The 23,054-nt window shown below is 68.5% G+C and carries 20 protein-coding genes; 10 read left to right on the top strand and 10 right to left on the bottom strand.

Annotated elements, in window-relative coordinates:
* Positions 1 to 11: 11 nt before the first annotated feature.
* Complete coding sequence (locus IEY63_RS06725) at positions 12 to 1,625, bottom strand: C1 family peptidase (protein ID WP_189068235.1); 1,614 nt, start codon at positions 1,623 to 1,625, stop codon at positions 12 to 14.
* Between the two features lie 310 nt (positions 1,626 to 1,935).
* On the opposite strand from IEY63_RS06725, the gene IEY63_RS06730 reads away from it, so the two are divergent.
* The 4 genes from IEY63_RS06730 (at position 1,936) to IEY63_RS06745 (ending at position 5,975) form a co-directional block, all read left to right on the top strand.
* Positions 1,936 to 2,961 carry a LacI family DNA-binding transcriptional regulator gene (locus tag IEY63_RS06730; RefSeq protein ID WP_189068236.1) on the top strand — a complete coding sequence of 342 codons (1,026 nt, stop codon included), beginning with the start codon at positions 1,936 to 1,938 and terminating at the stop codon, positions 2,959 to 2,961.
* Positions 2,962 to 3,043: 82 nt separating this feature from the next.
* Positions 3,044 to 4,051, top strand: coding sequence for a sugar ABC transporter substrate-binding protein (locus tag IEY63_RS06735; RefSeq protein WP_189068237.1), 1,008 nt, complete (start codon positions 3,044 to 3,046; stop codon positions 4,049 to 4,051).
* Positions 4,052 to 4,167: 116 nt separating this feature from the next.
* A complete protein-coding gene (locus IEY63_RS06740) occupies positions 4,168 to 5,145 on the top strand; it encodes an ABC transporter permease (RefSeq protein ID WP_189068238.1) in 978 nt (325 codons plus the stop codon).
* On the top strand, positions 5,142 to 5,975 hold the full coding sequence (locus IEY63_RS06745) for an ATP-binding cassette domain-containing protein (RefSeq protein ID WP_189068239.1): 834 nt from the start codon (positions 5,142 to 5,144) through the stop codon (positions 5,973 to 5,975). The genes IEY63_RS06740 and IEY63_RS06745 overlap by 4 nt, the downstream gene beginning before the upstream one ends.
* A gap of 74 nt (positions 5,976 to 6,049) precedes the next feature.
* Here IEY63_RS06745 and IEY63_RS06750 read toward each other — a convergent pair whose 3' ends face one another.
* From IEY63_RS06750 to IEY63_RS06760, 3 genes are all read right to left on the bottom strand, one after another.
* Positions 6,050 to 6,553, bottom strand: coding sequence for a hypothetical protein (locus tag IEY63_RS06750; RefSeq protein ID WP_189068240.1), 504 nt, complete (start codon positions 6,551 to 6,553; stop codon positions 6,050 to 6,052).
* 128 nt (positions 6,554 to 6,681) lie between these two features.
* Entirely contained in the window at positions 6,682 to 7,941 is a 1,260-nt protein-coding gene (odhB, locus tag IEY63_RS06755; RefSeq protein WP_189068241.1) for a 2-oxoglutarate dehydrogenase complex dihydrolipoyllysine-residue succinyltransferase, read from the bottom strand.
* Positions 7,942 to 8,081: 140 nt separating this feature from the next.
* Complete coding sequence (locus IEY63_RS06760) at positions 8,082 to 10,928, bottom strand: 2-oxoglutarate dehydrogenase E1 component (RefSeq protein WP_189068242.1); 2,847 nt, start codon at positions 10,926 to 10,928, stop codon at positions 8,082 to 8,084.
* Between the two features lie 173 nt (positions 10,929 to 11,101).
* On the opposite strand from IEY63_RS06760, the gene IEY63_RS06765 reads away from it, so the two are divergent.
* From IEY63_RS06765 to IEY63_RS06780, 4 genes are all read left to right on the top strand, one after another.
* Positions 11,102 to 11,989, top strand: a complete 888-nt coding sequence (locus IEY63_RS06765) for an SMP-30/gluconolactonase/LRE family protein (RefSeq protein WP_189068243.1) — start codon at positions 11,102 to 11,104, stop codon at positions 11,987 to 11,989.
* Positions 11,990 to 12,065: 76 nt separating this feature from the next.
* On the top strand, positions 12,066 to 12,317 hold the full coding sequence (locus tag IEY63_RS06770) for a hypothetical protein (RefSeq protein ID WP_189068244.1): 252 nt from the start codon (positions 12,066 to 12,068) through the stop codon (positions 12,315 to 12,317).
* 242 nt (positions 12,318 to 12,559) lie between these two features.
* Positions 12,560 to 13,780, top strand: a complete 1,221-nt coding sequence (locus IEY63_RS06775) for a hypothetical protein (protein ID WP_189068245.1) — start codon at positions 12,560 to 12,562, stop codon at positions 13,778 to 13,780.
* A gap of 99 nt (positions 13,781 to 13,879) precedes the next feature.
* Entirely contained in the window at positions 13,880 to 15,268 is a 1,389-nt protein-coding gene (locus IEY63_RS06780) for a serine hydrolase (protein ID WP_189068246.1), read from the top strand.
* A gap of 7 nt (positions 15,269 to 15,275) precedes the next feature.
* On the opposite strand, the gene IEY63_RS06785 is transcribed toward IEY63_RS06780, so the two are convergent.
* From IEY63_RS06785 to IEY63_RS06795, 3 genes are all read right to left on the bottom strand, one after another.
* On the bottom strand, positions 15,276 to 15,569 hold the full coding sequence (locus IEY63_RS06785; protein WP_189068247.1) for an addiction module toxin RelE: 294 nt from the start codon (positions 15,567 to 15,569) through the stop codon (positions 15,276 to 15,278).
* Positions 15,570 to 15,669: 100 nt separating this feature from the next.
* Entirely contained in the window at positions 15,670 to 16,830 is a 1,161-nt protein-coding gene (locus tag IEY63_RS06790; protein WP_229784537.1) for a M48 family metalloprotease, read from the bottom strand.
* Positions 16,831 to 17,030: 200 nt separating this feature from the next.
* Positions 17,031 to 17,222: a hypothetical protein gene (locus IEY63_RS06795; protein WP_189068248.1), complete on the bottom strand. Its 192-nt coding sequence runs from the start codon at positions 17,220 to 17,222 to the stop codon at positions 17,031 to 17,033.
* A 315-nt stretch (positions 17,223 to 17,537) separates the two neighbouring features.
* Here IEY63_RS06795 and IEY63_RS06800 point away from each other — a divergent pair, with 315 nt between their 5' ends.
* Positions 17,538 to 18,314 carry an SDR family oxidoreductase gene (locus IEY63_RS06800; RefSeq protein WP_229784538.1) on the top strand — a complete coding sequence of 259 codons (777 nt, stop codon included), beginning with the start codon at positions 17,538 to 17,540 and terminating at the stop codon, positions 18,312 to 18,314.
* Here IEY63_RS06800 and IEY63_RS06805 read toward each other — a convergent pair.
* Complete coding sequence (locus IEY63_RS06805; protein WP_189068250.1) at positions 18,311 to 18,517, bottom strand: YwbE family protein; 207 nt, start codon at positions 18,515 to 18,517, stop codon at positions 18,311 to 18,313. The genes IEY63_RS06800 and IEY63_RS06805 overlap by 4 nt on opposite strands.
* A 338-nt stretch (positions 18,518 to 18,855) precedes the next feature.
* Positions 18,856 to 20,274, bottom strand: coding sequence for an amidophosphoribosyltransferase (gene purF, locus IEY63_RS06810; RefSeq protein WP_189068251.1), 1,419 nt, complete (start codon positions 20,272 to 20,274; stop codon positions 18,856 to 18,858).
* 82 nt (positions 20,275 to 20,356) lie between these two features.
* On the opposite strand from purF, the gene IEY63_RS06815 reads away from it, so the two are divergent.
* On the top strand, positions 20,357 to 20,713 hold the full coding sequence (locus IEY63_RS06815; RefSeq protein ID WP_189068252.1) for an endonuclease domain-containing protein: 357 nt from the start codon (positions 20,357 to 20,359) through the stop codon (positions 20,711 to 20,713).
* Between the two features lie 65 nt (positions 20,714 to 20,778).
* Here the strand turns inward: IEY63_RS06815 and purL are convergent, their stop codons facing one another.
* Complete coding sequence (purL, locus tag IEY63_RS06820) at positions 20,779 to 23,007, bottom strand: phosphoribosylformylglycinamidine synthase subunit PurL (protein ID WP_189068253.1); 2,229 nt, start codon at positions 23,005 to 23,007, stop codon at positions 20,779 to 20,781.
* Positions 23,008 to 23,054 lie beyond the last annotated feature (47 nt).

The raw sequence follows: 23,054 nt of genomic DNA on the forward strand, positions 1-23,054 counted from the left end.
TGTGCCTGCGTTCAGAATCCGGCCATGTCGCTGGCGACGGCGTTCGCGGGGATGTTGTACACGCCGTACACCTCCTTGTCCATGAAGCTGTCGGGCAGGTAGGCGTAGCCGCCGTCGCCGAAGCCGCAGCTCCAGGAGTTCTTGATCACGAAGTACCCGGTGGGCAGGGACAGCTTCACGTTCACGAGGCCGCCGATTTTCGCGTCGTAGGTCTGCATGCCGGTCGTGACGTACCCGACCACGTGAACGGCGTGTCCGCCGCGGACCTTGCCGCCCATCAGGCCCAGGTTGGGCAGGCCGTTGGCGCCGATGGCGTCGAAGGCGGGGTCGACGTTGAAGCCTAGGATGAGCTGGTCGCCGCGGTCGATCATATGGCGCATCAGGGCGCGGCGGTAGGCGCGGGCGGCGTCGCCGCTGCCCAGGAAGTTGTTCGCCAGGGCCACCCAGACCTCGTTGCCCTGGGTGGCGCGGAAGTTGAACGCGGCGTTCGGGGCGATGTCCCATTCGGGTTTCCAGGCGCAGGTGTTCGTGCCGCCCTGGCAGACCAGCTGGGCCTGCGCGGTGGTGTCACTGCACGCCTGATTCGCGTAGTTCAGGCAGGAGTTCTTGAATTCCGTGATGGGTTTGGTGTCGTCGGCGGGAATGCGGACGCGGCTTCGGGAGGGGTTGTACTTCCAGCGGACCTCGGTGGGGATCATGCGTTTCTGCCCGATGATGTCGTTGAAGTCACCCCAGCCGGCGCCGTCGCCCAGCACGCCGTCATCGCCGCGCAGCCAGTAGTACGCGTACTGCTCGGAGAGGTTGAAGGCACTCTTGGTGCGGCGGGCGATCAGGCTTTCGAGGGCCGAGACGTACGCGAAGGCCATGCAGGTGCCGCGGCCACCCTGATCCTTGATGGTGGTGATCTGGTTGATGGCGTTGCCGCGCATCTGACTGAACAGCGCGTTGGTGGGCGTGAACCGGCACGCGCCGTCGGCGGGGTTGTTCACGAACCCGCCGCCCAGTTCATCCTGCGGCTGGGAGGGTGTGGGGGGCGTGGTCTTGTTGATGATGTTCAGGATGGGCGTGGTGATGCGGACGTTCGGGGCGACGTTCAGGGCGCGAATGGATTCGGGGGCCAGGAATTCGCGCGGGACGGGGTTCTGCTCGCTCAGGCCGAAGGATTGCAGGATGGCGGCGCGGTTGCTGGCGGCGGCCGCCTCGGCCTGCGCGACACTCAGGGCGACGGTGTCCTGACCGTACAGCAGCACGGGCTTAACTTCCCCGGTGCGGAGTTTGACGCTGGCGGGGACGGTCAGGCCGCGCGGGAGGGCCAGGGTGGCGCGGGCGACGTCGGCGCGCAGGTCGGCGGCGCCCTGGAGGTTCTGCACGAGGCTGACGCTGCGGGTGATCTCGGCGTTGCGGGCCTGGACGCGCGCGGGAAGGTCCTGAAGGTTGAGTTGCAGGGCGCCCGGGCTCTGGAGCACCTGCTGGAACTGGGCCTGCGGGACGCGCAGGACGTTCAGGTTGAGGTTCGAGATCTGGATGGGCTGCAGTTGCAGGTTCTGGAGGTTGACGGTGTTCTGCGCGTGGGCGGCGGTCAGGGTGGCGAGGAGCGCGGTGCTGATCAGGGTGCGTGCGTTCATGGTGGAACCTCCTGTGATGTGGGTATTGAACCGGGTGGGGCGTTGCAGTGGCGTTGCGCGGTGGGGCGCGCGGTGCTGGGCTCACTTCAGCAGGGGAGGCGTGATCGGGCCATGATCACGGCGGGGTGGTGGGAGGGCCCGGATTGTTGAACCGGGTGAAACGTCTGGTGTGGGGGATTGACAGTCCGGGGGACAGCGCGCACACTGACAGCACTTCAATGTAATCGTTTGCAAACAGGTTTCCGCGTCTGGGAAACCGAAATTCAGCTGATGATCCCGCAACCGTGTCGGGGAGGTGTAATCGATTTCAATGGCCAGTATTCAGGATGTCGCCCGACTCGCCCAGGTCTCCACCGCCACCGCCTCCCGCGCACTGTCCCGTCCGGACATGGTCGCCACCACCACCCGCGACCGCGTCCTGCACGCCGCCCGCCAGCTCGGCTACCAGCCCAACGTCATCGCCCGCAGCCTCCGCCAGGGCGAGACCCGCACCATCGGCGTGATCGTCACGGACATCCTCAACCCCTTCCACGCCCAGCTGGCCAAGGGCATCCAGGACGCCGCTGACCGCCACGGCTACACCGCCTTCCTGTTCAACAGCGACGAGGACCCCGCCAAGGAACGCCGCGCCATCGAGACCCTGCGCGGCCACCTGCCCCAGGGCCTGATCATCGTGCCCACCAGCGGCGCCCGCGAGAACCTCGCCGCCCTGAGCGGCGTGCCCATCGTCGAACTTGACCGCGTGACCGGCACCCCGGCCGTCACCACCGTCACCGCCGACAACGCCGCTGGGGCCGCTGCCGCCACCCGCCACCTGATCAGCCTGGGTCACACCCGCATCGGCATGATCGTCGGGCAGCAGGACATCAGCACCGCCACCCAGCGCCACGACGCCTACCGCAGCGCGCTGGAAGACGCCGGGCTCACCTACGACCCCGCCCTGGTCCTGCCCGGCAACCACCGCGAGGACGACGGGCACCGCGCCGCCACGCGCCTGCTGACCCTGCCCGAGGGCCGCCGCCCCACCGCGCTGTTCATCGGCAACAACGAGATGACCGTCGGCGCCGTCCTGGCCGCCCGCGCCCTGAACCTCAGCATCCCCACGGACCTCAGCATCGTCGGCTTCGACGACAGCCGCTGGGCCCAGACCATGACCCCGCCCCTGACGGTCGTCGCGCAGCCCACCTACGACCTGGGCACCCAGGCCGCTGAGCAACTCATCCAGCAACTGCGCCGCCCCCGCGACGGGCCCCCGCTGCACATCCAGCTGTCCACCACCCTGATCGTCCGGCACTCCACCAGCCCGCCCCGCACGCCCGCCCTCACCCACCACTGACCCGCCGCTCCAGCCCCCTGCCCAGCCCCATTCGCCCGCCCGGTTGATCAGCATCACCAGCGGCGCCCCCGGAGGAACCACCATGCGTAAAGTGATGACCAGTGCCGCCCTGACCGCCCTCGCCGCCAGCCTCAGCCTGGGAGTCGTGCAGGCCCAGAGCAGCGCCCAGCCGATCATTGGTCTGATCACCAAGACCGACACCAACCCCTTCTTCGTGAAGATGAAAGAAGGTGCGCAGAAGGAAGCCACCCGCCTGGGCGCCAAACTCCTGACCGCCGCCGGGAAAGCCGACGGGGACAACGCCGGGCAGGTCGCCGCCATCGAGAACATGGTCGCCGCGGGCGCCAGGACCATCCTGATCACGCCCAGCGACTCCAAAGCCATTGTGCCTGCCATCGCCAAGGCCCGCGCCGCTGGCGTCATGGTCATCGCCCTGGACAGCCCCACCGAACCCGCCAGCGCCGTGGACGCCCTGTTCGCCACGAACAACTACCAGGCCGGCATCTTGATCGGCCAGTGGGCCAAGAAAGCCATGGGCAGCAAGAAACCCGTCATCGCCACCCTGGACCTGTTCCCCGGCCACCCCGTCGGCATCGCCCGCCACAACGGCTTCCTGGCCGGCTTCGGCACCAAGGGCATCACCGCCAGCACGACCGCCCTTGTGAACACCGGCGTCGCCTGCGCGCAGGACTCCTTCGGGGACCAGACCAAGGGCCAGACCGCCATGGAAAACTGCCTCCAGAAGAACCCGGACATCAACATCGTGTACACCATCAATGAACCCGCCGCTGCCGGCGCGTACCAGGCGCTGAAAGCCGCCGGGAAGGAAAAGAACGTCCTGATCGTCTCCGTCGACGGCGGCTGCGCCGGCGTGCGCAACGTCGAGGGCGGCGTGATCGGCGCCACCAGCCAGCAGTACCCCCTGAAGATGGCCGCCATGGGCGTCGCGGCGGGCGTGACCTACGCCAAGACCGGCAAGAAGGTCAGCGGCTACACCGACACCGGCGTCACCCTCATCACCAACAAGGCCATGAGCGGCGTCAAGAGCCAGAACGGCAAGTTCGGCCTCGCCAACTGCTGGGGCCAGTAAGCCCAGGCCATGAGCGGCGCGGCTGACCCGGCCCGCCCCTGACCCTCACCTCCAAGTTGCCACGGCCCGCGCCGCGCGCCGTGGCAACACCCACTTCACCGGGGAGACCCATGAGCATGACGCAACCCACCACCACCACGCCCGGGCGGCGCTTCCAGCTGCCGAACCTCAGCACCCTGGGCCCCCTGATCGCCCTGCTGATCGCCTGCCTGTTCTTCACCTTCCAGTCCGACCGGTTCCTGACCCTGGGGACCTTCAGCCTGATCCTGCAGCAGGCGTCGTTCGTGGGCGTCATCGCCATCGCGCAGACGCTGATCATCCTGACCGCCGGCATTGACCTGAGCTGCGGGATGATCATGGCGCTGGCCAGCATGGTCATCGGCAAACTCGCCGTGGAGCAGGGCGTGCCCGTCCCACTGGCGATCCTGGCGGGCTTCGCGGTCGGCGCGTTCGTCGGCTGGCTGAACGGTCAGCTGATCACCCGCTGGAAACTCCCGCCGTTCATCGTGACGCTCGGCATGTACTCCATCGTGTTCGCCGCCGTGAAGATCTACTCCAAGGCGACCAGCGTGCCCATGCCCGCCGACGGCCTGACCTTCCTCGCGCAGCGCTTCACGGTGTTCGGCACGCCCTTCACATACGGCAGCCTGCTGATGGTCGCGCTGTTCATCCTGACGTGGCTGTTCCTGAACTACACCGCTCCGGGCCGGCACATCTACGCCCTGGGCAACAACCCGGAAGCGGTGCGCCTGAGCGGCATCAACACCAGCCGCCTGCTGCTCAGCGTGTACACCTTCGCCGGGATGCTGTACGGCGTGGCCGCCCTGCTGCTGCTGGAACGCATCGGCGGCGCGTCCCCCGAGGCGGGCACCACCGAGAACCTCGAGAGCATCACCGCCGTCGTGATCGGCGGCACCAGCCTCTTCGGCGGGCGCGGCAACGTGCTGGGCACCCTGATCGGCGTGCTGATCGTCGGCGTATTCCGCTCCGGCCTGACGTTCATGGGCCTGGACAGCGTGTACCAGAACCTGATCACCGGCATCCTGATCATCCTGGCCGTCGCCACCGACCAGTTCTCCCGGAGGAAAGCATGACCGCCGCCGCGCCCCTGCCCGTCACCCCGCCCACCCCGCAGCCCGCCCGGCCCCTGATCATGGAAGCGCGCGGCCTCGTCAAGCGCTACGGGCACGTCACCGCCATCGGCGGCGCAGACTTCGAACTGCGTCCCGGCGAGATCATGGCCGTCATCGGCGACAACGGCGCGGGCAAGAGCAGCCTCATCAAGGCGCTGTCCGGCGCGCTCGTCCCCGACGAGGGCGAGATCCTCCTGGACGGGCAGGCCGTGCACTTCCGCACGCCCAGCGACGCCCGCCGCGCCGGGATCGAGACCGTGTACCAGGACCTCGCCGTCGCCCCAGCCATGACCATCGCGGAGAACCTGTTCCTGGGCCGCGAACTGTACCGGGGCGGCGCACTGGGCCGCGCCCTGAAACTCATCGACCGCTCCCGCATGCTGACCGAAGCGACCGAGCACATGAAGGGCCTGCAGTTTGCCATCAAGAGCATGAACCAGCCGGTCGAGACGCTGAGCGGCGGTCAGCGGCAGGGGGTTGCCGTGGCCCGCGCCGCCGCGTTCGCGCAGCACGTGGTCATCATGGACGAACCCACCGCCGCCCTGGGCGTGCGCGAGGGCAACATGGTCCTCGACCTGATCCGCAAGGTGCGCGACCGAGGCCTGCCGGTCATCCTGATCAGCCACAACATGCCCCACGTGTTCGAGATTGCCGACCGCATCCACGTGCACCGCATGGGCCGCCGCGCCGCACTGCTGAACCCGCAGAAGATCAGCATGGCCGACACCGTGTCCGTCATGACCGGCGCCATCAAACCCGAGGAACTCAGCGCGGACGTCCTGGCGCACTGAACGCACTCAGGGTGTGATCTCCAGGACATGGAGGCGGGGGCAACGAAGCCACACGCCTCCATGTCCTGCTGCCCTTACCGGCTGGGCGTCAGGGCGCGCCCCTGCGTGAGCCAGAGATTCAGGCCGCACACGAGCAGCAGCGCCCCCAGCGGGAACGGTACAGCGCCCAGATCCAGCTGGACGTTCACGCCGCGCGTGAAGCTGCCCACGCGACCCCGGACTTCGCCCGCGTAGTGGCGCAGGGAGACGTCCAGGCCGTCCGTGAAGCTGCCGTAGCGGCCCGTCACCTGATCCGGCGTGAAGTCCAGCCGCGCGTCCACCCCCTGCGTGAAGCCGCCCAGCCGGACCGTCATGACGCCCGCCGCGATGCCCGCCCGGATGTCCATTCCGTTCGTGAAGCCCCCCACGCGGCCCACGAGTTCGCCGCCCTCCAGCCACACGTGCACGTCGGTGCCGTCCGTGAAGCCCCCCACGCGGGCGCTCAGGCGCTCCCCGTCCCAGGTGGCGTGCAGGTTCACGCCGTCCGACACGCCACCGAACCGGCCCGTCAGGGCCTCCTGCTGAGCTACTCCCGTCATGCCGCCCAGCGTAGCGGACGCACTCTGGCAGAAGCCTCACTGGGAAGAGGCGTGAACAGTTGAAAGTTGATGGTTGATAGAGGGGGCCTCCCTTCCATCAACCATCAACTTTCAACCATGGACGCTGTTTACAGTTCCAGCAGCATGCGCGCCGGGTCTTCCAGCAGGTTCTTGATCATGACGAGGAACTGCACGGCTTCCTTTCCGTCGATGATGCGGTGGTCGTAGCTCAGGGCGATGTACATCATGGGGGCGATCACGACCTGCCCGTTCTGCGCGATCGGGCGCTCGATGATGTTGTGCATGCCCAGGATGGCGCTTTGCGGGGCGTTGATGATCGGGGTGCTCATCATGCTGCCGAACGTGCCGCCGTTCGTGATGCTGAACGTGCCGCCGCTCATGTCTTCCAGCGTCAGCTTGCCGGCCTTGGCCTTCTGGGCGTAGCCGCCGATGGCCTTCTCGATCCCGGCGAGGCTCATCTGGTCGGTGTCGCGCAGGATCGGCACGACCAGGCCGCGCTCACTGGCGACCGCGATGCCGATGTCGTAGAAGCCGTGGTAGATGATGTCCTTGCCCTCGACGCTGGCGTTGACGACCGGGAAGGCCTTCAGCGCTTCGGTCGCGGCGCGCACGAACAGACTCATGAAGCCCAGTTTCACGCCGTGCTTCGCCACGAACTGATCCTGGTACTTCTTGCGCAGGTCCATGGCGGGCTGCATGTTCACCTCGTTGAAGGTGGTCAGCAGGGCCGCCGTGTTCTGCACCTCCTTCAGGCGCTCGCTGATGCGCTGACGGATGCGGGTCATGGGCACGCGCTGCTCGGGGCGCGCCCCGGCGGGGATCACGGCGGCGGGCGTCACGGGCTGCGCCGGAGCCTGAGTCTGGGCGGGCGCGGCCTGCTGCCCCACGGCGCCCAGCGCGTCGGCCTTCGTGATGTTGCCCTTGGGACCCGTCGCGGGAATCTGCGCGGGGTTCAGGCCGTTCTCCACGACCACCTTGCGCACGGCGGGGGAGAGGTCGTCACGGCGGGTCGCCTCGTTGCCCGCACCTGCACCGGCGCTGTCGGGCTGCGTGGCGGTGCCGCCCGCGCTGGCCTCGTTCGCGATCGGACCGCTGACGGCCTCCTGCGTGGCGGCCGGGGCGGGCGCGCTGCCCGCGTCACCCACGACGCCCAGCACTTCCTCGCTGAGCACCGTGTCCCCCTCGTTCTTCGCGGTGCTGACCAGCACGCCGTCCTGCAGGGCCGTGACTTCCAGCACCACCTTGTCCGTCTCGATCTCGGCCAGGACCTCGCCGCGCTTGACGGCGTCGCCGGGTTTCTTATGCCACGCCAGCAAGGTACCCTCGCTCACCGACTCGGAAAAAACAGGAACTTTGATGTCCGCCATAACGCCCTCAGTTATACCCCCCCGGCACTGTGACTGCGCCGGGGACGCCCGAACACAACACACGAAAAGCTGGACGGCCGGCGGCGCTGCGTGAAGGCCGCCCCCACAGGTTATGGGGGCGGCCTTCCACAGGAGCGGTCTCAGCCCTGCTGCTTGGCGGTCTGGGCGAGTTCCTTCTGCTCGGCGACGACCTCGCCGCTGATCTTCTCGCCCAGCGCGTCGGCGATGACCTTGGCCTGCTCCTTGGCGTGCACGCTGGCGTACCCGGCGGCGGTGCTGGCGCTGCGCGGCCGGGTGGAGCTCTTGAGGGTCTGCCCGGGGGCCAGGACCTGCTCCAGGTCCTCCCAGATCATCAGCCATGCGCCCTGGTTCTCGGGTTCTTCCTGCGCCCACACGACCTGCGCGCCGGGGTGCTTGGCGAGCTCAGAGGCCAGCGCCTCGGCGGGGAAGGGGTACAGCTGCTCCAGGCGGATCAATGCGGTGCCGGCGTACCCGTCCCGGTCGGCGTTGCGGGCGTCCACGAGTTCCCAGTGCAGTTTGCCGCTGCTGATGACCACGCGGCGGGCGCCCGTGACCTCGGGGTCCCCGATGACCTCGCAGAAGCGTCCGTCGGTCAGGTCGGACAGGGGGCTCATGGCGGCCTTGTTGCGCAGCAGGCTCTTGGGCGTCATGACGATCAGGGGCTTGCGGTAGGGGCGCAGCACCTGACGGCGCAGCAGGTGGAAGATCTGCGCGGCGCTACTAGGCACCACGACCTGCATGTTCTTCTGCGCGCACAGCTGCAGGTAGCGTTCCAGGCGGGCGCTGGAGTGCTCGGGGCCCGCGCCCTCGTACCCGTGGGGGAGGAGCAGGGTCAGGCCCGACAGGCGCTGCCACTTGCTCTCGCCGGCGCTCAGGAACTGGTCGATGACGGCCTGCGCGCCGTTGGCGAAGTCGCCGAACTGCGCTTCCCAGGCGATCAGAGCCTTGGGTTCACTCGTGGAGTACCCGTACTCGAAGGCCATGACGGCCTCCTCGGACAGGGTGGAGTCGATGACCTCCACGCGGCCCTGCCCGTCGCGCAGGTGCGCCAGGGCCATGTACTCCTCGTTCAGGGGGTCCTGCGCGTTCTGGTCGTGCAGCACGGCGTGGCGGTGCACGAAGGTGCCGCGCCCGGAGTCCTGGCCGACCAGTCGCACGCCGAAGCCCTCGTCGAGCAGGCTGGCGTACGCGAGCATCTCGCCCATGCCCCAGTCGAGCGGCTGCTCGCCCTTGGCCATGGCCTGACGGGGCTTGATGACGGTGCGTTCGATGGTGCGGTGCACCTTGAAGCCGTCGGGCACCTCGGTGAGTTGCAGGCCCAGCGCGGTGAGTTTCTCCTGCGGGACGGCGGTACTCACCTCGTCGCGCCAGTGGGTGCCGGTGTACTCGCTCCAGTCCACGGCCAGTTTGCTCTGCGCGGCGTTCTCCATCTCCTCGACCACGGCCTCACCGGCATCCAGCTGATCACGGAAGCGGTTGACGAGCGCGTCACCCTCACCGGCGGCCAGGATGCCCTCGGCCTCCAGCCGCTTCGCGTACAGCGCGCGGGTGCCGGGGTGCTGGTCGATCTCGCGGTACATGATCGGCTGGGTCATGCGCGGCTCGTCGCCCTCGTTGTGCCCGTTGCGGCGGAAGCAGATCAGGTCGATGAACACGTCCTTGCCGAACTCCTGCCGGTACGCCAGCGCCAGATCCCCGCAGAACGCCACCGCCTCGGGATCGTCACCGTTCACGTGCAGCACGGGCGCGTTGGCGATCTTCGCCACGTCCGTGCAGTAGCGGCTGGAGCGGGTGTCGCGCGGGTCGCTGATCGTGAAGCCCACCTGGTTGTTGATCACGATGCGCACGGCCCCGCCGGTCGCGAAGCCACGCAGGCGCGACAGGTTCAGGGTCTCCATGACCACGCCCTGCCCGCTCACGGCGGCGTCGCCGTGCACGGTGATGGGCAGCACGCTGCGGCGGCTCTCGTCGCCGCGGCGGTCCTGACGGGCGCGGACGCTGCCGTGCACGACGGGGGAGACGATCTCCAGGTGGCTGGGGTTGAACGCCAGCGCGAGGTGCATCGGTCCGCCGGGCGTGCGCACGTCACTGGAGTACCCCATGTGGTACTTCACGTCGCCCGCCACGTCCGGGTTGTCGCTGAGCTTCTTCTTGCCGTCGAACTCGTCGAACAGCACGCTGCTGGGCTTGCCGAAGATGTTCACCAGGGTGTTCAGGCGGCCACGGTGGGCCATGCCCAGCACGACCTCCTTCACGCCGACCGCCCCGGCCTGCTGGATGATCCGGTCGAGCAGCGGAATGAAGGACTCGCCGCCCTCCAGACCGAAGCGCTTCACGCCCGGGTACTTGTTCTTCAGGTACAGTTCCAGGCCCTCGGCGGCGTTCAGTTTGCTCATCAGGCGGCGCCGCTCGTCACGGCTGAACACGCCCCGGCCCCGGTGGGCCTCCACGCGCTCCTGGAACCACGCGCGCTCATTGGCGGGCAGGTAGTTGAACTCGAAGCCGATCGGGCCGCAGTACGTGTCGTGCAGCTGCGCGATCACGTCCCGCAGCGGCCCGCTGAACGGGCCGTCCTGCACCTGCTCGTTCAGGTCCGCCGCCGACAGGCCGTAGTACTCGGGCGTCAGCTCGGGCACCACGGGCAGGCCGCGCATCTTCAGGGGGTTGGTGTGGGCGCTGATGTGCCCGTACACCCGGAACGCCGTGATCAGCGCGCCCGCCGCCTGCTGCGCGCCGCTCACGCCCTGCGGCGCGGGCACCACGGCCCCGCCGCGGCGCTGCGTGCCCAGCTGGTAGAACGCCTCCTGAACCTTCGAGTGCGGCGTCTCGTGCGCGCCGCCGCGCAACTCGTCGAAGTAGGCCCGCCACTGCGGATCGACACTCTGGGGGTCCGCCAGGTACGCCTCGTACAAGCCCTCGATGAAGGCCGCGTTCCCGCCGGACATGATCGTCTGCGACTGCGTCATAACGCCTCAGCATACCGCCCCCCGCGCGGCGCATTGGCATCCGCGCCCCCCGGAATTTGTTCCCGCGTGCGTAACCACCCCCCCACCCCGGCCAGCGCCCGCCCCGGGGGGGCCGGGGCACCCGCTTACACCACCCCCACCCGCGCCCGCCCGTGACCCGTCACCATGAAGGCATGACGCACCCCGCCTTTCAGGTCACGCACGTGGACTTCCACGCCCTCTTCCCGGCCGGCGCGGCGCCCGAGCAGCTGGGCAGCGGCTATGCCTGGACGGAGGGACCCACCTACGTCGCGGCGCGGCGGCGCGTGATCTTCAGCGACCTGCGCCAGAACCGCACCTGGGCCTACACCGACGACGATCAGCTGATCGAGGAACTGCACCCCAGCGACTACCAGAACGGCCACACCGTGGACGCGCAGGGCCGCCTGATCGCCTGCTCGCAGGGGCGGCGGGCGCTGCTGCGCCAGGAGGAGGACGGCACCTGGACGACCCTGGCTGACCGCTTCGAGGGCGGCCGCCTGAACTCCCCGAACGACGTGGCCCTGCACCCCGACGGGAGCCTGTGGTTCACCGACCCCACCTACGGCCTCGACAAGCCTGAGGAGGGTGGGCGCGGCGAGCCGATGGAGGTGCCGGGCCGCTGGGTGTACCGCCTCGCGCCGGACGGCACCCTGAGCGCCCCCATCCGCGAGCGGCACAAACCCAACGGGCTGGCCTTCGCGAGTGCGGACACGCTGCTGCTGGCCGACACGGGCGAGCACCCCGGCACGTACCGCTACCACGTGACCCCCCAGGGCGAGGCGACGCTGGATGGCCTGCACTTCACCGTGACGCCCGGCAAGACCGACGGCCTGCGCCTGGACGAACAGGGCCGCATCTGGAGCAGCGCCGCCGACGGCGTGCACGTCCTGACCCCGGACGGGCAGGAGCTGGGCCGCATCCTGTTCCCGCAGACGGTCAGCAACCTCTGCTTCGGCGGTCCCGACGGCACCACCCTGTTCGTGACGGCCAGCAGCGGCTTCTGGCGCGTCCCGACCACCACCCGCGCCCTGCACCTGTAAGAGAAGCGCGTTTCGCCAAGAACGTCATAAGGGCCGCCCGCCCGAACGCCGGGGCAGCCCTCCGTACACTGGGGTCATGCAGATCTTGTCGCGCGTGACCCTGACGTTTGGCGTGATCATCCTGATCGCCGCTGCGCTGCTGCTCGGCAAGGACGTCATCGACATCAACCAGCTGCACGCCGTGGCGAACGCCAATCGCAGCACCAACTTCCCCAGCCCCCTGAACACCGTGCTGATCACCGCCGTCCTGACTGCCGTGGGCGGCTTCCTGACCGGCCTGGGCCTGGGCATGCCCAAACGCCTGCCCCGCACCCCCAACCCCCACTGAAATTCGCCCTGCTGCACATGATCCCCGGTCTGCGTCTGACAGGGGATCCTTCTTCTGCACAACTTCGAAAATTTAAATGACCTTGATAATGTAGAAAACCTCATTTATGAAAAGTAATTTGAGAAAATCTGGAATAACCACGATTTCCATAAAAAGTAACCATTGTTTAAAGAACCATCTCTGAATGATCACGTACGCTGATGGAACTTCAAAAGAGAGTTGCCCCACTCAAGGAGCTCCACATGAAAACACCTATCGCCTGCACCCTTGCCCTCCTGATCGCCTCCGCCGCCCTCGCCGGTGGCGGCCCCAGTGTCGCCCGCCCCGCCGGTACCACGGTCAATCCCTTCGGCGCCACCGCCGCCGCCCCCATGACCACGCCTGCCGTGCTGTCCGACCTGCAACGCGCCGGTACCACCCTGACGCTCGTTACCGGCCGCAACGTCATCGCCGGCACTGTCAGCGGCCCGACCGTGACCGCCATCGGCAGCGAACCCGCCACCTCCGTCGTCGCCACCACCGGCGGCACCCAGCGCCGCTACACCCTGCTGAGCCCTGTCCGCCCCGGCATCGTGACCCCCGTGCGTGACATTCGCCTGCTGCCGGTCGCGCCGGTCGTGCTGCTGCCCATCCAGGCGCCGCAGCCCGCCCCCCGGCCCATCGCCGCGCCCGTCACCCCAGCGCCCGCGCCCGTGACCCCCGTCCCGATCGTGCAGCCCACGCCCATCGTGCAGCCGGCCCCCGCGCCGGTCCAGCCTGCCCCAGTTCAACCCGGGCCCGTTCAGCCGGCCCCAGTGCAGCCCGCCCCGGCCCCCGTGCAGCCTGAACCCACCCCCGCTCCGGAGGACCCCATCAGCATCTGCCACCGGACGGGCAGCGACACCAACCCGTACAACCTGATCACGGTCAGCCGTAGCGCCCTGGACGCCCACGCCGGCCATGGGGACATCATCCCGGCCCCTGCCGAGGGTTGCCCCACCACCGCCGGGGACACCACGCAGCCCAGCCCCGCTCCGGTGCAGCCCGCGCCCGGTCAACCGGAACCCACCCCCCCGGGCGACGGCAACGACAAGATCAACATCTGCCACCGCACTGCCAGCGACACCAACCCATACAACCTGATCTCGGTCAGCCGCAACGCCCTGGACGCGCACTCCGGCCACGGCGACATCATTCCCGCTCCGGAAGTCGGTTGCCCCACCACGGCCGGGGACACCACGCAACCCAGTCCCGCCCCGGTGCAGCCCGCCCCGGCCCCCGGCCAGCCTGAACCCACCCCCCCCGGTGACGGCAACGACAAGGTTGGCATCTGCCATAAGACCGGCAGTGACAGCAATCCCTACAACCTGATCACGGTCAGCCGTAACGCCCTGGACGCGCACTCCGGTCACGGCGACATCATTCCCGCGCCCGCCGAAGGCTGCCCCACCGGTACGCCTCCTGGCAATGGGAATGGCAAGTAACGCCTGACGCATCACCCCGGCGGCGCCCCCTGAATTTCAGAGGGGCGCCGCCTCTGCCGTACCCAGGGGGGCCCCGCGTGCCATCATGCGCGCGCACCCATGAACCTGCGTCCCCTGATCGCCGCGCTGCTCGTCACGACCGCCCACGCTGCCCCCACCGTGCAGGGCGCGTGGCACGGCGCGTTCTACCGCCTGACCCTGACCGGACTCAGCGCCCGCGACGGCACGATCAGCTGGACGCCCGACGGCACCGGCGCGGACGTGCGCTTCGCCGCCACGCTGCCCACGCTGACCCGCATCGTCCCCGCCGCGCAGGACCAGCTGCAGATCAGCGTGACCGGCCACACCGTGCAGGTCCGCAGTACCCAGGGTCGCCCCCTGCGCGTGAACCTGATGCCCGTCCGCGCCGGCGTGGAAGGTCCAGCCCGCTTCACCGCCATCGACGTGTACCCCGAGGAAGCCTGGACGGACTACGAACCCGTTCCGGTCACGCCCTGCCGCGCGCCCGCCCCGGTCCCGGAACTGCCGTACCAGCCGCCCCGCTTCGCCAGCGGCCCCCTCGGCTTCTACCTGGCGCAGATTGACCCCCGGACCGGCCAGCCGCTGCGCGTCATCACGCACGACCCCGACAGCCTCTACCCCCTGGCCAGCACGTTCAAGCAGATCGTCCTGTGGGGCACCCTGCGCGACGTGCAGGCCGGACGCCTGACCCTGAACACCCGCCTGACCGTCACCGAAGCCAACCGCAGCATCGAGTTCTACCAGCCCGGCACGCGCACCGTACAGAACCTCGCCACGCAGGCCATCGCGGCCAGCGAGAACACCGCCAGCGACGTCCTGCACCTGCGCTACGGCCCGGACCGCCTCCAGGCGCTCGTGACCGCGCAGGGGGCGTGCAACACCCGCGTCAACACCACCACCAAGGCGTGGTGGGCGGCGCAGGCGGGCCTGCTTCCCGGCGTATACGGCCCCGACCTGATCAGCGGCGCGGCGCAGGCCTTCGCCCTCCCTTCAGCCCAGGAAGCCGCGCTGCGCGCCCGCGCCGTCACGCAGGCGCAGACCCTGAACGCCGACCGCGTTCTGGACAACCTGGACCGGTACTTCTTCAGCCCCGCCTACCACCCGCAGACCGAGGTGCAGATCCAGAACCGCAGCACCCCCCGCGAGTGGGCCACGCTGATCACCCGCATGTACCTCGACCCCAGCCTCAGCGCCAGCAACCGCGCCTTCCTGCGCGACACCCTGGCCAAAGGATGCTGCCGCACCAAGGACCCCACCGTCACGTACTGGGGTTCCAAGGCCGGCAGCGGCTGGCGGAACGTCACCATCAGCGGCCTGCTCAGCCTGAACACCGGGCAGACCTTCGTGTACGCCTACTTCAACAACGGTTCGGACACCATCGAGAGCCTGCTCATCGAAAAGCAACTCCCCGACATTGCCCGGTACGTGCTCGACAACGCCAAACGCCTCGCCAGCAGCGCCCCGTAACGCCGACCTACCCGCCCAGCGCCTGCACCAGCTGCGCCTTACTCATGCGGCTGCAGCCCGCAACGTCCTGCTCGCGGGCCCGGTTGTACAGTTCATCCCGCGTCAGGTCGCCCAGCGCCGCGTCCGGATTCCCGGTGCCCTGCGTGCGCCGGTTCGGTGTGCGGCCCTCCTCACGGCGGTGCTTGTTCACCGTGCGCGCCGCGATCTCCTCGGCACGGTCGGGGGACTCACCGCGCGCCAGTTCACTGTCCTTCACGTGCTCGTACTGCCGCTCGTCCTTGCCGCTCCACGCTCTGGGCATACGCACCTCCTGAGACGCCGAGCCTAGGAGGGTCCGGGCAGAGCAGCGGTGAAAAGGCCCTCAAGCTCGCGTCATGAGAGGCCGGGTATGGAGGCGGCGCTCAGTGGTTCAGGAGGTACTGCCGCCACTCTTGGGCCTTCGCCTCGATGGGCCGCACAACCGGCGTCAACTCCAGCCGGATCCACTCCGCTGTTTTCGGCGTGAGGTGCACCGTGCCGGGCTGCGGGCGCGCCAGCACCACCTGAACGCGGTCCATGGTTGCGGGGTGCGAGTCGTCCAGGCTGGTGCGGCCCAGCGCGGCCCGCTGCGCCGCCCACTGCTCCTCCGGGACGGTATCGAGCATGTGAGCGTATTCCGCGAAGACATGTGGCCGCTCTGGCATGTGCCGCTGCTTGTGCAGCGCACTGTCCAGCAGGTGCGCCATGTGCATACGGTCCAGCATCACCGCCACCGCGTCTGACCCCGCCACGCGCGCTGCCATCAGGTCTGCACGGAACTCTGCCGCCTGACTGTCCGCGCCGATCAACCACGCCAGCAGGCGCGCCGCACCCATGGGCAACAGGGCCAGCAGGGTCATCAGGGCGTTCGTGATCATGGGCATCAGGCCTTCCTTGGAGCGGCTGATTAGGTCCGGCAGCAGCGAGTGCGCCAGGCGCTCCAGCACCGAGAACGCCAGCGCTACCACCCCACCCCGCGCCGGATCACCGTTGCGCAGGTGCGCCAGTTCGTGCGCGATCAGGCCCACCTGACCCTGCGGGGACAGCGACCACCACAGCGGCACCCCCAGCGCCAGCACCGGCTCGCGCCGCCACCCAGCCAGACCCATGGACGCGTTCACCTGCCCGTCCAGCACCACCCGAACCGGGCCAGGTACGCTCAACTCCGCCGCGACGCGCGCCACCAGCGCGTGCAGTTCCGGCGCGTCCTGCGCGCTCACCTCCAGGCCCTCCGGCTGGTACGGGCGTGGGAACGCCAGCCACGCGAACAGCAGGATCATCACGCCCAAGAAGCCCACCACGCCACGCGTGATGTCCGGAGCGCCGCCCACACCCAGCGCAATCAGCAGCCACCACGCCCCCAACAGGACCGACGCGGCGAACGCCAGGACCACCAGCCACGCGGCCACCAGGCCCCACACGGCCCGCGCCGACGCGGGCGGCGATTCCGACGCCAGGAACGCGTCCCGCACCCGCGCGGACTCGCGCGTCACCACACCCTGCCACACGCGCCCCAGCGCTCCCTGCCCCCCTTGAGTCGTCATAGACCAGCCCAACATAGGTCGCTGCCCCGGCGCGGAATGCCGCACATTGGGTACTCCCCGGCGGGGGCACACGGGTCAGGAAACAGAGGAGACATGACAGGGCAACCCAGGTCAGTGCAGATTGCGACGCAAAACGAACTCCCGGACGCTTCATCCACAGGGAGGGCGTATCCGGGAGGGCCGTGCCGACTACCAGGGCGTTACTCGGTCAGGCTGCGGTTCAGGCGGGCCTTGTCCTCGGCAATCTTGCCCAGAATGAAGAACGTGGGCGCCCAGTGCCCCACGAACAGTCCATCCCGTTCCTTGTCTGAGGAATCATTCTGGAAGTACTGCGACGCGCTGAGCAGAACGGACGCGAACCCAGCCAGGTACAGGATGTTGTGCAGTTTCATAGAACCCTCCGCCAGCAGAAAGACCACGCGCCACTCGTGCGGCGCACCCCAACTCGGAACGCATCCGTCCCGGTCACCGACCTCCACACTTCACCGCAGCGCGCCGCGCGAGATGGTACGGGTTCGGACCCTCTGATCTGAACCTCAAGTGCCCCTGAAGTCAGCCTCAACCGTGCCCTCACACCCACCCCATGGCCGGACGGTGAAGTGCGGTTCAGTCGGTCCCGGGCTGCACACGTGACTGAACGCGGGAGGGCAGGGTCCAGCCAACCACTGGCGGACCAGGGAGAGCGACTCAGGGAGGTTCAGATGGGCATGCTGACAGGCAAGGTCGCCTTCATCACCGAGGGCGCCAGCGGGATCGGCGCCGGTACCGCGCGGCGCTTCGCGCAGGAAGGCGCGCGGGTCGCGCTGGCCGACGTGCAACCCGAAGAGGGCGAGAAGGTCCGTGACGAGATCACCCAGGCGGGTGGGGAAGCCCTGTACGTGCCCTGCGACGTCAGTGACGAGCAGTCCGTCCGGGACGCCATCGAGGCAACCGTCGCCGCGTACGGGCGACTTGACATCGTGTTCGCCAATGCCGGCATCAACGGCGTGTGGGCCCCCATCGACGAACTGCACCCTGACGAGTGGGACAGGACCCTGAACATCAACCTGCGCGGCACGTACCTCACCGTGCACTACGCCGTGCCGCACCTGAAACGCGCGGGCGGCGGCAGCATCCTGATCACCAGCAGCGTCAACGGCAACCGCACCTTCTCCAGCGCGGGCGCCAGCGCCTACAGCGCCTCCAAAGCCGGACAGGTGGCCTTAACGAAAATGATCGCGCTGGAACTCGGCCGGCACAACATCCGCTGCAACGCCATCTGCCCCGGCCTGATCCACACGAACATCCAAGAGCGCACCAACCAGCGCCACACCGACCAGATCGGCATCAAGGTCGAACTGCCCGACGGCAACCCCGCCCTGCACGGCGGGGAAGGCGAACCGGTGGACGTCGCCGACGCCTGCCTGTTCCTCGCGTCCGACCTGGGCCGACACGTGTCCGGCACCGAACTGTACGTGGACGGCGGCGCGTCCCTGCTGCGCTAGATGCTTGGCTGTACAGAGATGACCGCCTGCACCCGCCCAACTTCCCCACTGGTCAGGCGAACCTTGATCCCATGCGGGTGCGAAGGGGAACGCGTCAGGAGCGCCGCCACCACTCCCCGCGTCAGCCGCCCGGTCGGCTGGTCCTGCTTCTGAACGATATCCACGGTCACGCCGGGCTGAATCTGAGAACGGACAGGAGGCATGAGGACAGGGTACGGCACACCTCTGCGTAGGTCGTCTGACGGATGGGGCCAGCAGCAAGGGTGGGTATGCTGTGTGGGCCTGGGGGAGTGGTCTCAAGAGGAAGGGCACCGGCAAAAACGTTGAGTGGCCGGAAAGGCGGAAGTCTTGGGCGCAGACTGAAAGGCCGGGACGGGTTGCGGATGCACCTATAGCGGCCCCGCAAGGGGTGGGTTGAAAGCAGCAAGGGAAGCGCGTTTCCTGAAAAGTTCCAGCGTCATTCATGCGGGTTCGAATCCCGTCTTCTCCACCAAAAAAGCATCGGCCTCCAGATGGGGCCGATGCTCCTTGCTGGCTGGGGTCAGACTTCCAGCGCCAGCTTGTCCACGTCATTTAGCAGCGGCGTTCCGGCGGGGTACTCGCCGTTGAAGCACGCGAGGCACAGGCCGGGGCCGCTGACGGCTTCGCGGATGCCCTGCTCGCTGATGAACGTCAGGGTGTCCGCCCCGATCAGGTCGCGGATCTCCTCGATGCTGTGCGTGCTGGCGACCAGTTCCTTGCGGGCGGCGGTGTCAATGCCGTAGAAGCACGGGTGCTTGATGGGCGGGCTGCTGACCCGGAAGTGCACTTCGGTGGCGCCCGCTTCGCGCAGGAGGTTGACGATCTGGCGGCTGGTGGTGCCGCGCACGATGCTGTCGTCCACCAGTACGACGCGTTTGCCGCGCACGGCGCTGGTGGGGGAGAGTTTCATCTTGACCTTCAACTCGCGCGCTTCCTGCGTGGGCGCGATGAATGTGCGGCCCGCGTAGGGGTTCTTGTACAGGCCGTAGTCGAAGGGGATGCCGCTCTCGCGGGCGTACCCGATGGCCGCGCCGATCCCGCTGTCCGGAACGGGCACGACGATGTCAGCGTCAATAGGATGTTCCCTTGCGAGCTGGTGCCCCATGCGGATGCGGCTTTCATGGGCGTCGACACCGTCGAGCTGGCTGTCGCTGCGGGCGAAGTAGATCCACTCGAACGCGCAGGGGGTGGGTTTTTTCGGGGCGACCATCAGGGAGTGCAGACCGGTGCGGTCAATCCACACGAGTTCGCCGGGCTGCACGTCACGGATCAGGCGGGCGCCCACCGCGTACAGCGCGCACGGCTCGCTGGCAATCACGTACGCGTGGTCGTCCCGCTGCCCGATCACCAAGGGCCGCACGCCGTTCGGGTCGCGGAAGCCCAGCAGCTGCGTGCGGCTCATCAGCACGCACGCGAACCCGCCTTTCAGGCGTTTCATGGCGGCGGCGGTGGCCTCCACGAGGTCCATGTGGCTCTCGCGGGCAATGAGGTTCAGCATGACCTCGCTGTCGTTCGTCGTCTGGAACAGCGCCCCCTGCATCAGCATGTCGTTGCGGACCTCGCGGGCGTTCACGAAGTTCCCGTTGTGCGCGAGCCCCAGGATGCCCTTGTTCGTTCGGGTCGTCAGCGGCTGCGCATTGAAGCGCAGGTTCGACCCCGTCGTGCTGTACCGCACGTGCCCGATACTCACCCGCGCGTTCGCCAGCCGCACGCTATCCAGGCGCCGCTCGTCGAACACCTGCGTCACCAGACCCAGATCCTTCTCCACGTGGAACTTCTCCCCGTCCGACACGCACATTCCCGCCGCCTCCTGCCCACGGTGCTGTAGCGCAAACAGGCCCAGATACGTGAACCACGCCAGGTCCTGCGGCTCCGGCGAGAACATGCCAAACACACCGCATTCATCCTGCGGCTTATCAAGAATCGGATCAAAGATCATGCAAGGCTCCAGAGGCGGGGGCACGCTTGGCTCCCCCTCCCAGCCTCCCCCACGAGGGGGGAGGGGTGAAAAGATCGGCGGGATGCAGCGTAGGCGACAGAGGGAAAGCGTCAGTACCGAGGTGGCGCGGCGGTTGCGGCATGACATGACGCCGGAGGAACGGCTGCTGTGGTCGCGGCTGCGCGGGGCAGGGCTGGGCGTGAGTTTCCGGCGGCAGGAGGTGATCGGGCCGTTTGTGGTGGATTTCGTGTGTTATCCGGCGCGGCTGGTGGTGGAACTGGACGGCAGCCAGCATGCGGGCAGCGAGTCGGACCGACTGCGGGACGCGAAGCTCACGGCGGACGGGTTCACGGTGCTGCGCTTCTGGAACCACGAAGTGCGGGGCAACCTGGACGGTGTGCTGGCGCGCGTCGCGGAGCATCTGGCAGGCGTGATGTAACTCCTCCCCCCTTGTGGGGGAGGTTGGGAGGGGGGTGGCCGCGTGACCACCGCTCCCGCCGCTGTTCATCCCAGGATCTCCGCGAGGGGGGTGGTGAACGCGTGGGTGAGGGCGCTGAGGGTCACGCTCAAGTGTATGTGGTGGGTGGGGAGGGCAATGGTGACGGTGTCCCCGCCGGTGGTGCCGAGGCGCGTAAAGGGGACCCCCTGGGCCTGGAGAGCCGCTTCGGTGCCGGCGTCGTCGGGGGTGGCGATGAGGATGCGGGCGTGCGCTTCGCCGTACAGGAGGGCGTCGGCGCGGGTGGTGGTGGGCGCGTCGAGGGTGACGGTCAGACCGGTGTTCCCGGCGATGGCCATCTCGGCGAGGGCGACGGCGAGGCCGCCTTCGGCGCAGTCGTGCGCGGTGTCGGTCAGGCCCGCGCGGATGAGGTGCAGCGCAGCGTCGATGACGGCCTGTTCGCGGGTCAGGTCCAGGGTGGGAACGTGTCCGGCTTCGAGACCGTGGACGGTTTCGAGGTACTGGCTCGCGCCGATGGTGTCGGCGTGCTCGCCGATCAGGTAGAGGGTGTGGCCTTCGGCCTTGAGGTCCATGGTGGCGCGTTTGGTGACGTCGGGCAGCACGCCGACCATTCCGATGGTGGGGGTGGGGTGGATGGCGACGCGTTCGTCCCCTTCGGTGTACTGGTTGTACAGGCTGACGTTCCCGCCGGTGACGGGGGTGTTCAGGGCGCGGCAGGCGTCGGCGATGCCGTGCACGGCGCGTTCCAGCTGGTAGTACACCTCGGGGCGGTGGGGGTTGCCGAAGTTGAGGTTGTCCGTGATCGCCAGTGGCGTCGCGCCCACGCAGGCGAGGTTGCGGGCGGCCTCGGCGACGGCGGCGGCGGCGCCCGCGTACGGGTCGAGGTACACGAAGCGTGGGTTGCAGTCGCTGGTCGCGGCCACACCCATGGGGCTGCCCTTGACGCGCATCACGGCGGCGTCGGCCGCGCCGGGCACGACAACGGTGTTCGTCATGACCTGATGGTCGAAGCGCTGGTAGATGGGGCGCTTGCTGGCAATCGTCGGGTGGCTGAGCAGGTCGGTCAGGACCGCGCCCAGGTCGCCGGGGACGGGCACGCCGCTCAGGTCACGCTCGCGCTTGGCCCTGATCTCGTCGGATTCGATGCCCTCTCGGGTGTACTTGGGCGCCTCGTTCAGCAGGTCCACCGGCAGGTCGCAGACGACTTCGCCGCGCCACGTCAGGCGGTAGTTCGTGTGCCCCTCCACCTGCCCGATGGTCACGACGTCCAGTTCCCACTTGGCAAGCAGGTCCAGCAGGTCCTGCTCCTTGCCGGGCACCGGCACGAGGATCATGCGCTCCTGCGACTCGCTCAGGCACAGTTCCATGGGCACCATGCCTTCCTCGCGAGTGGGGACCAGGTCCAGGTCCATGGTGATGCCCAGCCCGGCGCGGTACGCCATCTCGCAGGTGCTGCTCACCAGCCCGGCCGCGCCCATGTCCTGCACGCCTGCCACGACGCCGGCCTGGATGGCCTCCAGCGTCGCCTCCAGCAGCAGTTTCTCCATGAACGGGTCGCCCACCTGCACCGCCGGGCGGTCAGCCTGAGACGCGTTGCTGAGGTCGGCGGACGCGAACACCGCGCCGCCCAGCCCGTCCCGGCCGGTCTTCGACCCGACGTACACGATGGTGTTCCCGACCTCACCCATTGTCCCCTTCGCCAGATCCTCGTGACGCAGCAGACCCAGCGCCATCACGTTCACCAGCGGGTTCTCCTGGTAGCTGGGGTGGAAGGTCACCTCGCCGCCCACCGTCGGCACGCCGATCGCGTTGCCGTAGTGCGCGATGCCCTCCACCACGCCATTCAGCAGGAAGCGCGTGCGGGGGCTGTCCGGGTTCCCGAAGCGCAGGCTGTCCAGCACCGCGAAGGGCCGCGCGCCCATCGCGAAGATGTCGCGCAGGATGCCGCCCACGCCCGTCGCCGCGCCCTGCACCGGCTCCACCGCACTGGGGTGGTTGTGGCTTTCCATCTTGAACGCCACGCCCCACCCGTCCCCGATATCCACCACGCCCGCGTTCTCACCGGGACCCTGAAGCACCTGCGGCCCGGTCGTGGGGAAGTGACGGAACAGCGGGCGCGAGTTCTTGTACCCGCAGTGCTCGCTCCACATGGCGCCCACGATGGCGGCCTCCAGCGAGTTCGGCTCGCGGCCGATACGCGTGACGAGCAGGTCGAATTCTTCGGTGGACAGGCCAAACGTGCCCGCACGGTCGCGGAGGGTGGCGGCTTGCGTCATTGAAGCTCCTTGCAAACCCGGGCGCGGCCCGGGCGGGGATGGATCGG

Source organism: Deinococcus radiotolerans, from assembly GCF_014647435.1.
GTDB classification, from domain to species: Bacteria; Deinococcota; Deinococci; order Deinococcales; family Deinococcaceae; genus Deinococcus; species Deinococcus radiotolerans.

Excerpts from the sequence above, each read along its gene's own strand:
- IEY63_RS06725 (WP_189068235.1), bottom strand. The coding sequence starts at position 1,625 with ATGAACGCACGCACCCTGATCAGCACCGCGCTCCTCGCCACCCTGACC.
- IEY63_RS06730 (WP_189068236.1), top strand. The coding sequence starts at position 1,936 with ATGGCCAGTATTCAGGATGTCGCCCGACTCGCCCAGGTCTCCACCGCC.
- IEY63_RS06735 (WP_189068237.1), top strand. The coding sequence starts at position 3,044 with ATGCGTAAAGTGATGACCAGTGCCGCCCTGACCGCCCTCGCCGCCAGC.
- IEY63_RS06740 (WP_189068238.1), top strand. The coding sequence starts at position 4,168 with ATGACGCAACCCACCACCACCACGCCCGGGCGGCGCTTCCAGCTGCCG.
- IEY63_RS06745 (WP_189068239.1), top strand. The coding sequence starts at position 5,142 with ATGACCGCCGCCGCGCCCCTGCCCGTCACCCCGCCCACCCCGCAGCCC.
- IEY63_RS06750 (WP_189068240.1), bottom strand. The coding sequence starts at position 6,553 with ATGACGGGAGTAGCTCAGCAGGAGGCCCTGACGGGCCGGTTCGGTGGC.
- odhB (WP_189068241.1), bottom strand. The coding sequence starts at position 7,941 with ATGGCGGACATCAAAGTTCCTGTTTTTTCCGAGTCGGTGAGCGAGGGT.
- IEY63_RS06760 (WP_189068242.1), bottom strand. The coding sequence starts at position 10,928 with ATGACGCAGTCGCAGACGATCATGTCCGGCGGGAACGCGGCCTTCATC.
- IEY63_RS06765 (WP_189068243.1), top strand. The coding sequence starts at position 11,102 with ATGACGCACCCCGCCTTTCAGGTCACGCACGTGGACTTCCACGCCCTC.
- IEY63_RS06770 (WP_189068244.1), top strand. The coding sequence starts at position 12,066 with ATGCAGATCTTGTCGCGCGTGACCCTGACGTTTGGCGTGATCATCCTG.
- IEY63_RS06775 (WP_189068245.1), top strand. The coding sequence starts at position 12,560 with ATGAAAACACCTATCGCCTGCACCCTTGCCCTCCTGATCGCCTCCGCC.
- IEY63_RS06780 (WP_189068246.1), top strand. The coding sequence starts at position 13,880 with ATGAACCTGCGTCCCCTGATCGCCGCGCTGCTCGTCACGACCGCCCAC.
- IEY63_RS06785 (WP_189068247.1), bottom strand. The coding sequence starts at position 15,569 with ATGCCCAGAGCGTGGAGCGGCAAGGACGAGCGGCAGTACGAGCACGTG.
- IEY63_RS06790 (WP_229784537.1), bottom strand. The coding sequence starts at position 16,830 with ATGACGACTCAAGGGGGGCAGGGAGCGCTGGGGCGCGTGTGGCAGGGT.
- IEY63_RS06795 (WP_189068248.1), bottom strand. The coding sequence starts at position 17,222 with ATGAAACTGCACAACATCCTGTACCTGGCTGGGTTCGCGTCCGTTCTG.
- IEY63_RS06800 (WP_229784538.1), top strand. The coding sequence starts at position 17,538 with ATGCTGACAGGCAAGGTCGCCTTCATCACCGAGGGCGCCAGCGGGATC.
- IEY63_RS06805 (WP_189068250.1), bottom strand. The coding sequence starts at position 18,517 with ATGCCTCCTGTCCGTTCTCAGATTCAGCCCGGCGTGACCGTGGATATC.
- purF (WP_189068251.1), bottom strand. The coding sequence starts at position 20,274 with ATGATCTTTGATCCGATTCTTGATAAGCCGCAGGATGAATGCGGTGTG.
- IEY63_RS06815 (WP_189068252.1), top strand. The coding sequence starts at position 20,357 with ATGCAGCGTAGGCGACAGAGGGAAAGCGTCAGTACCGAGGTGGCGCGG.
- purL (WP_189068253.1), bottom strand. The coding sequence starts at position 23,007 with ATGACGCAAGCCGCCACCCTCCGCGACCGTGCGGGCACGTTTGGCCTG.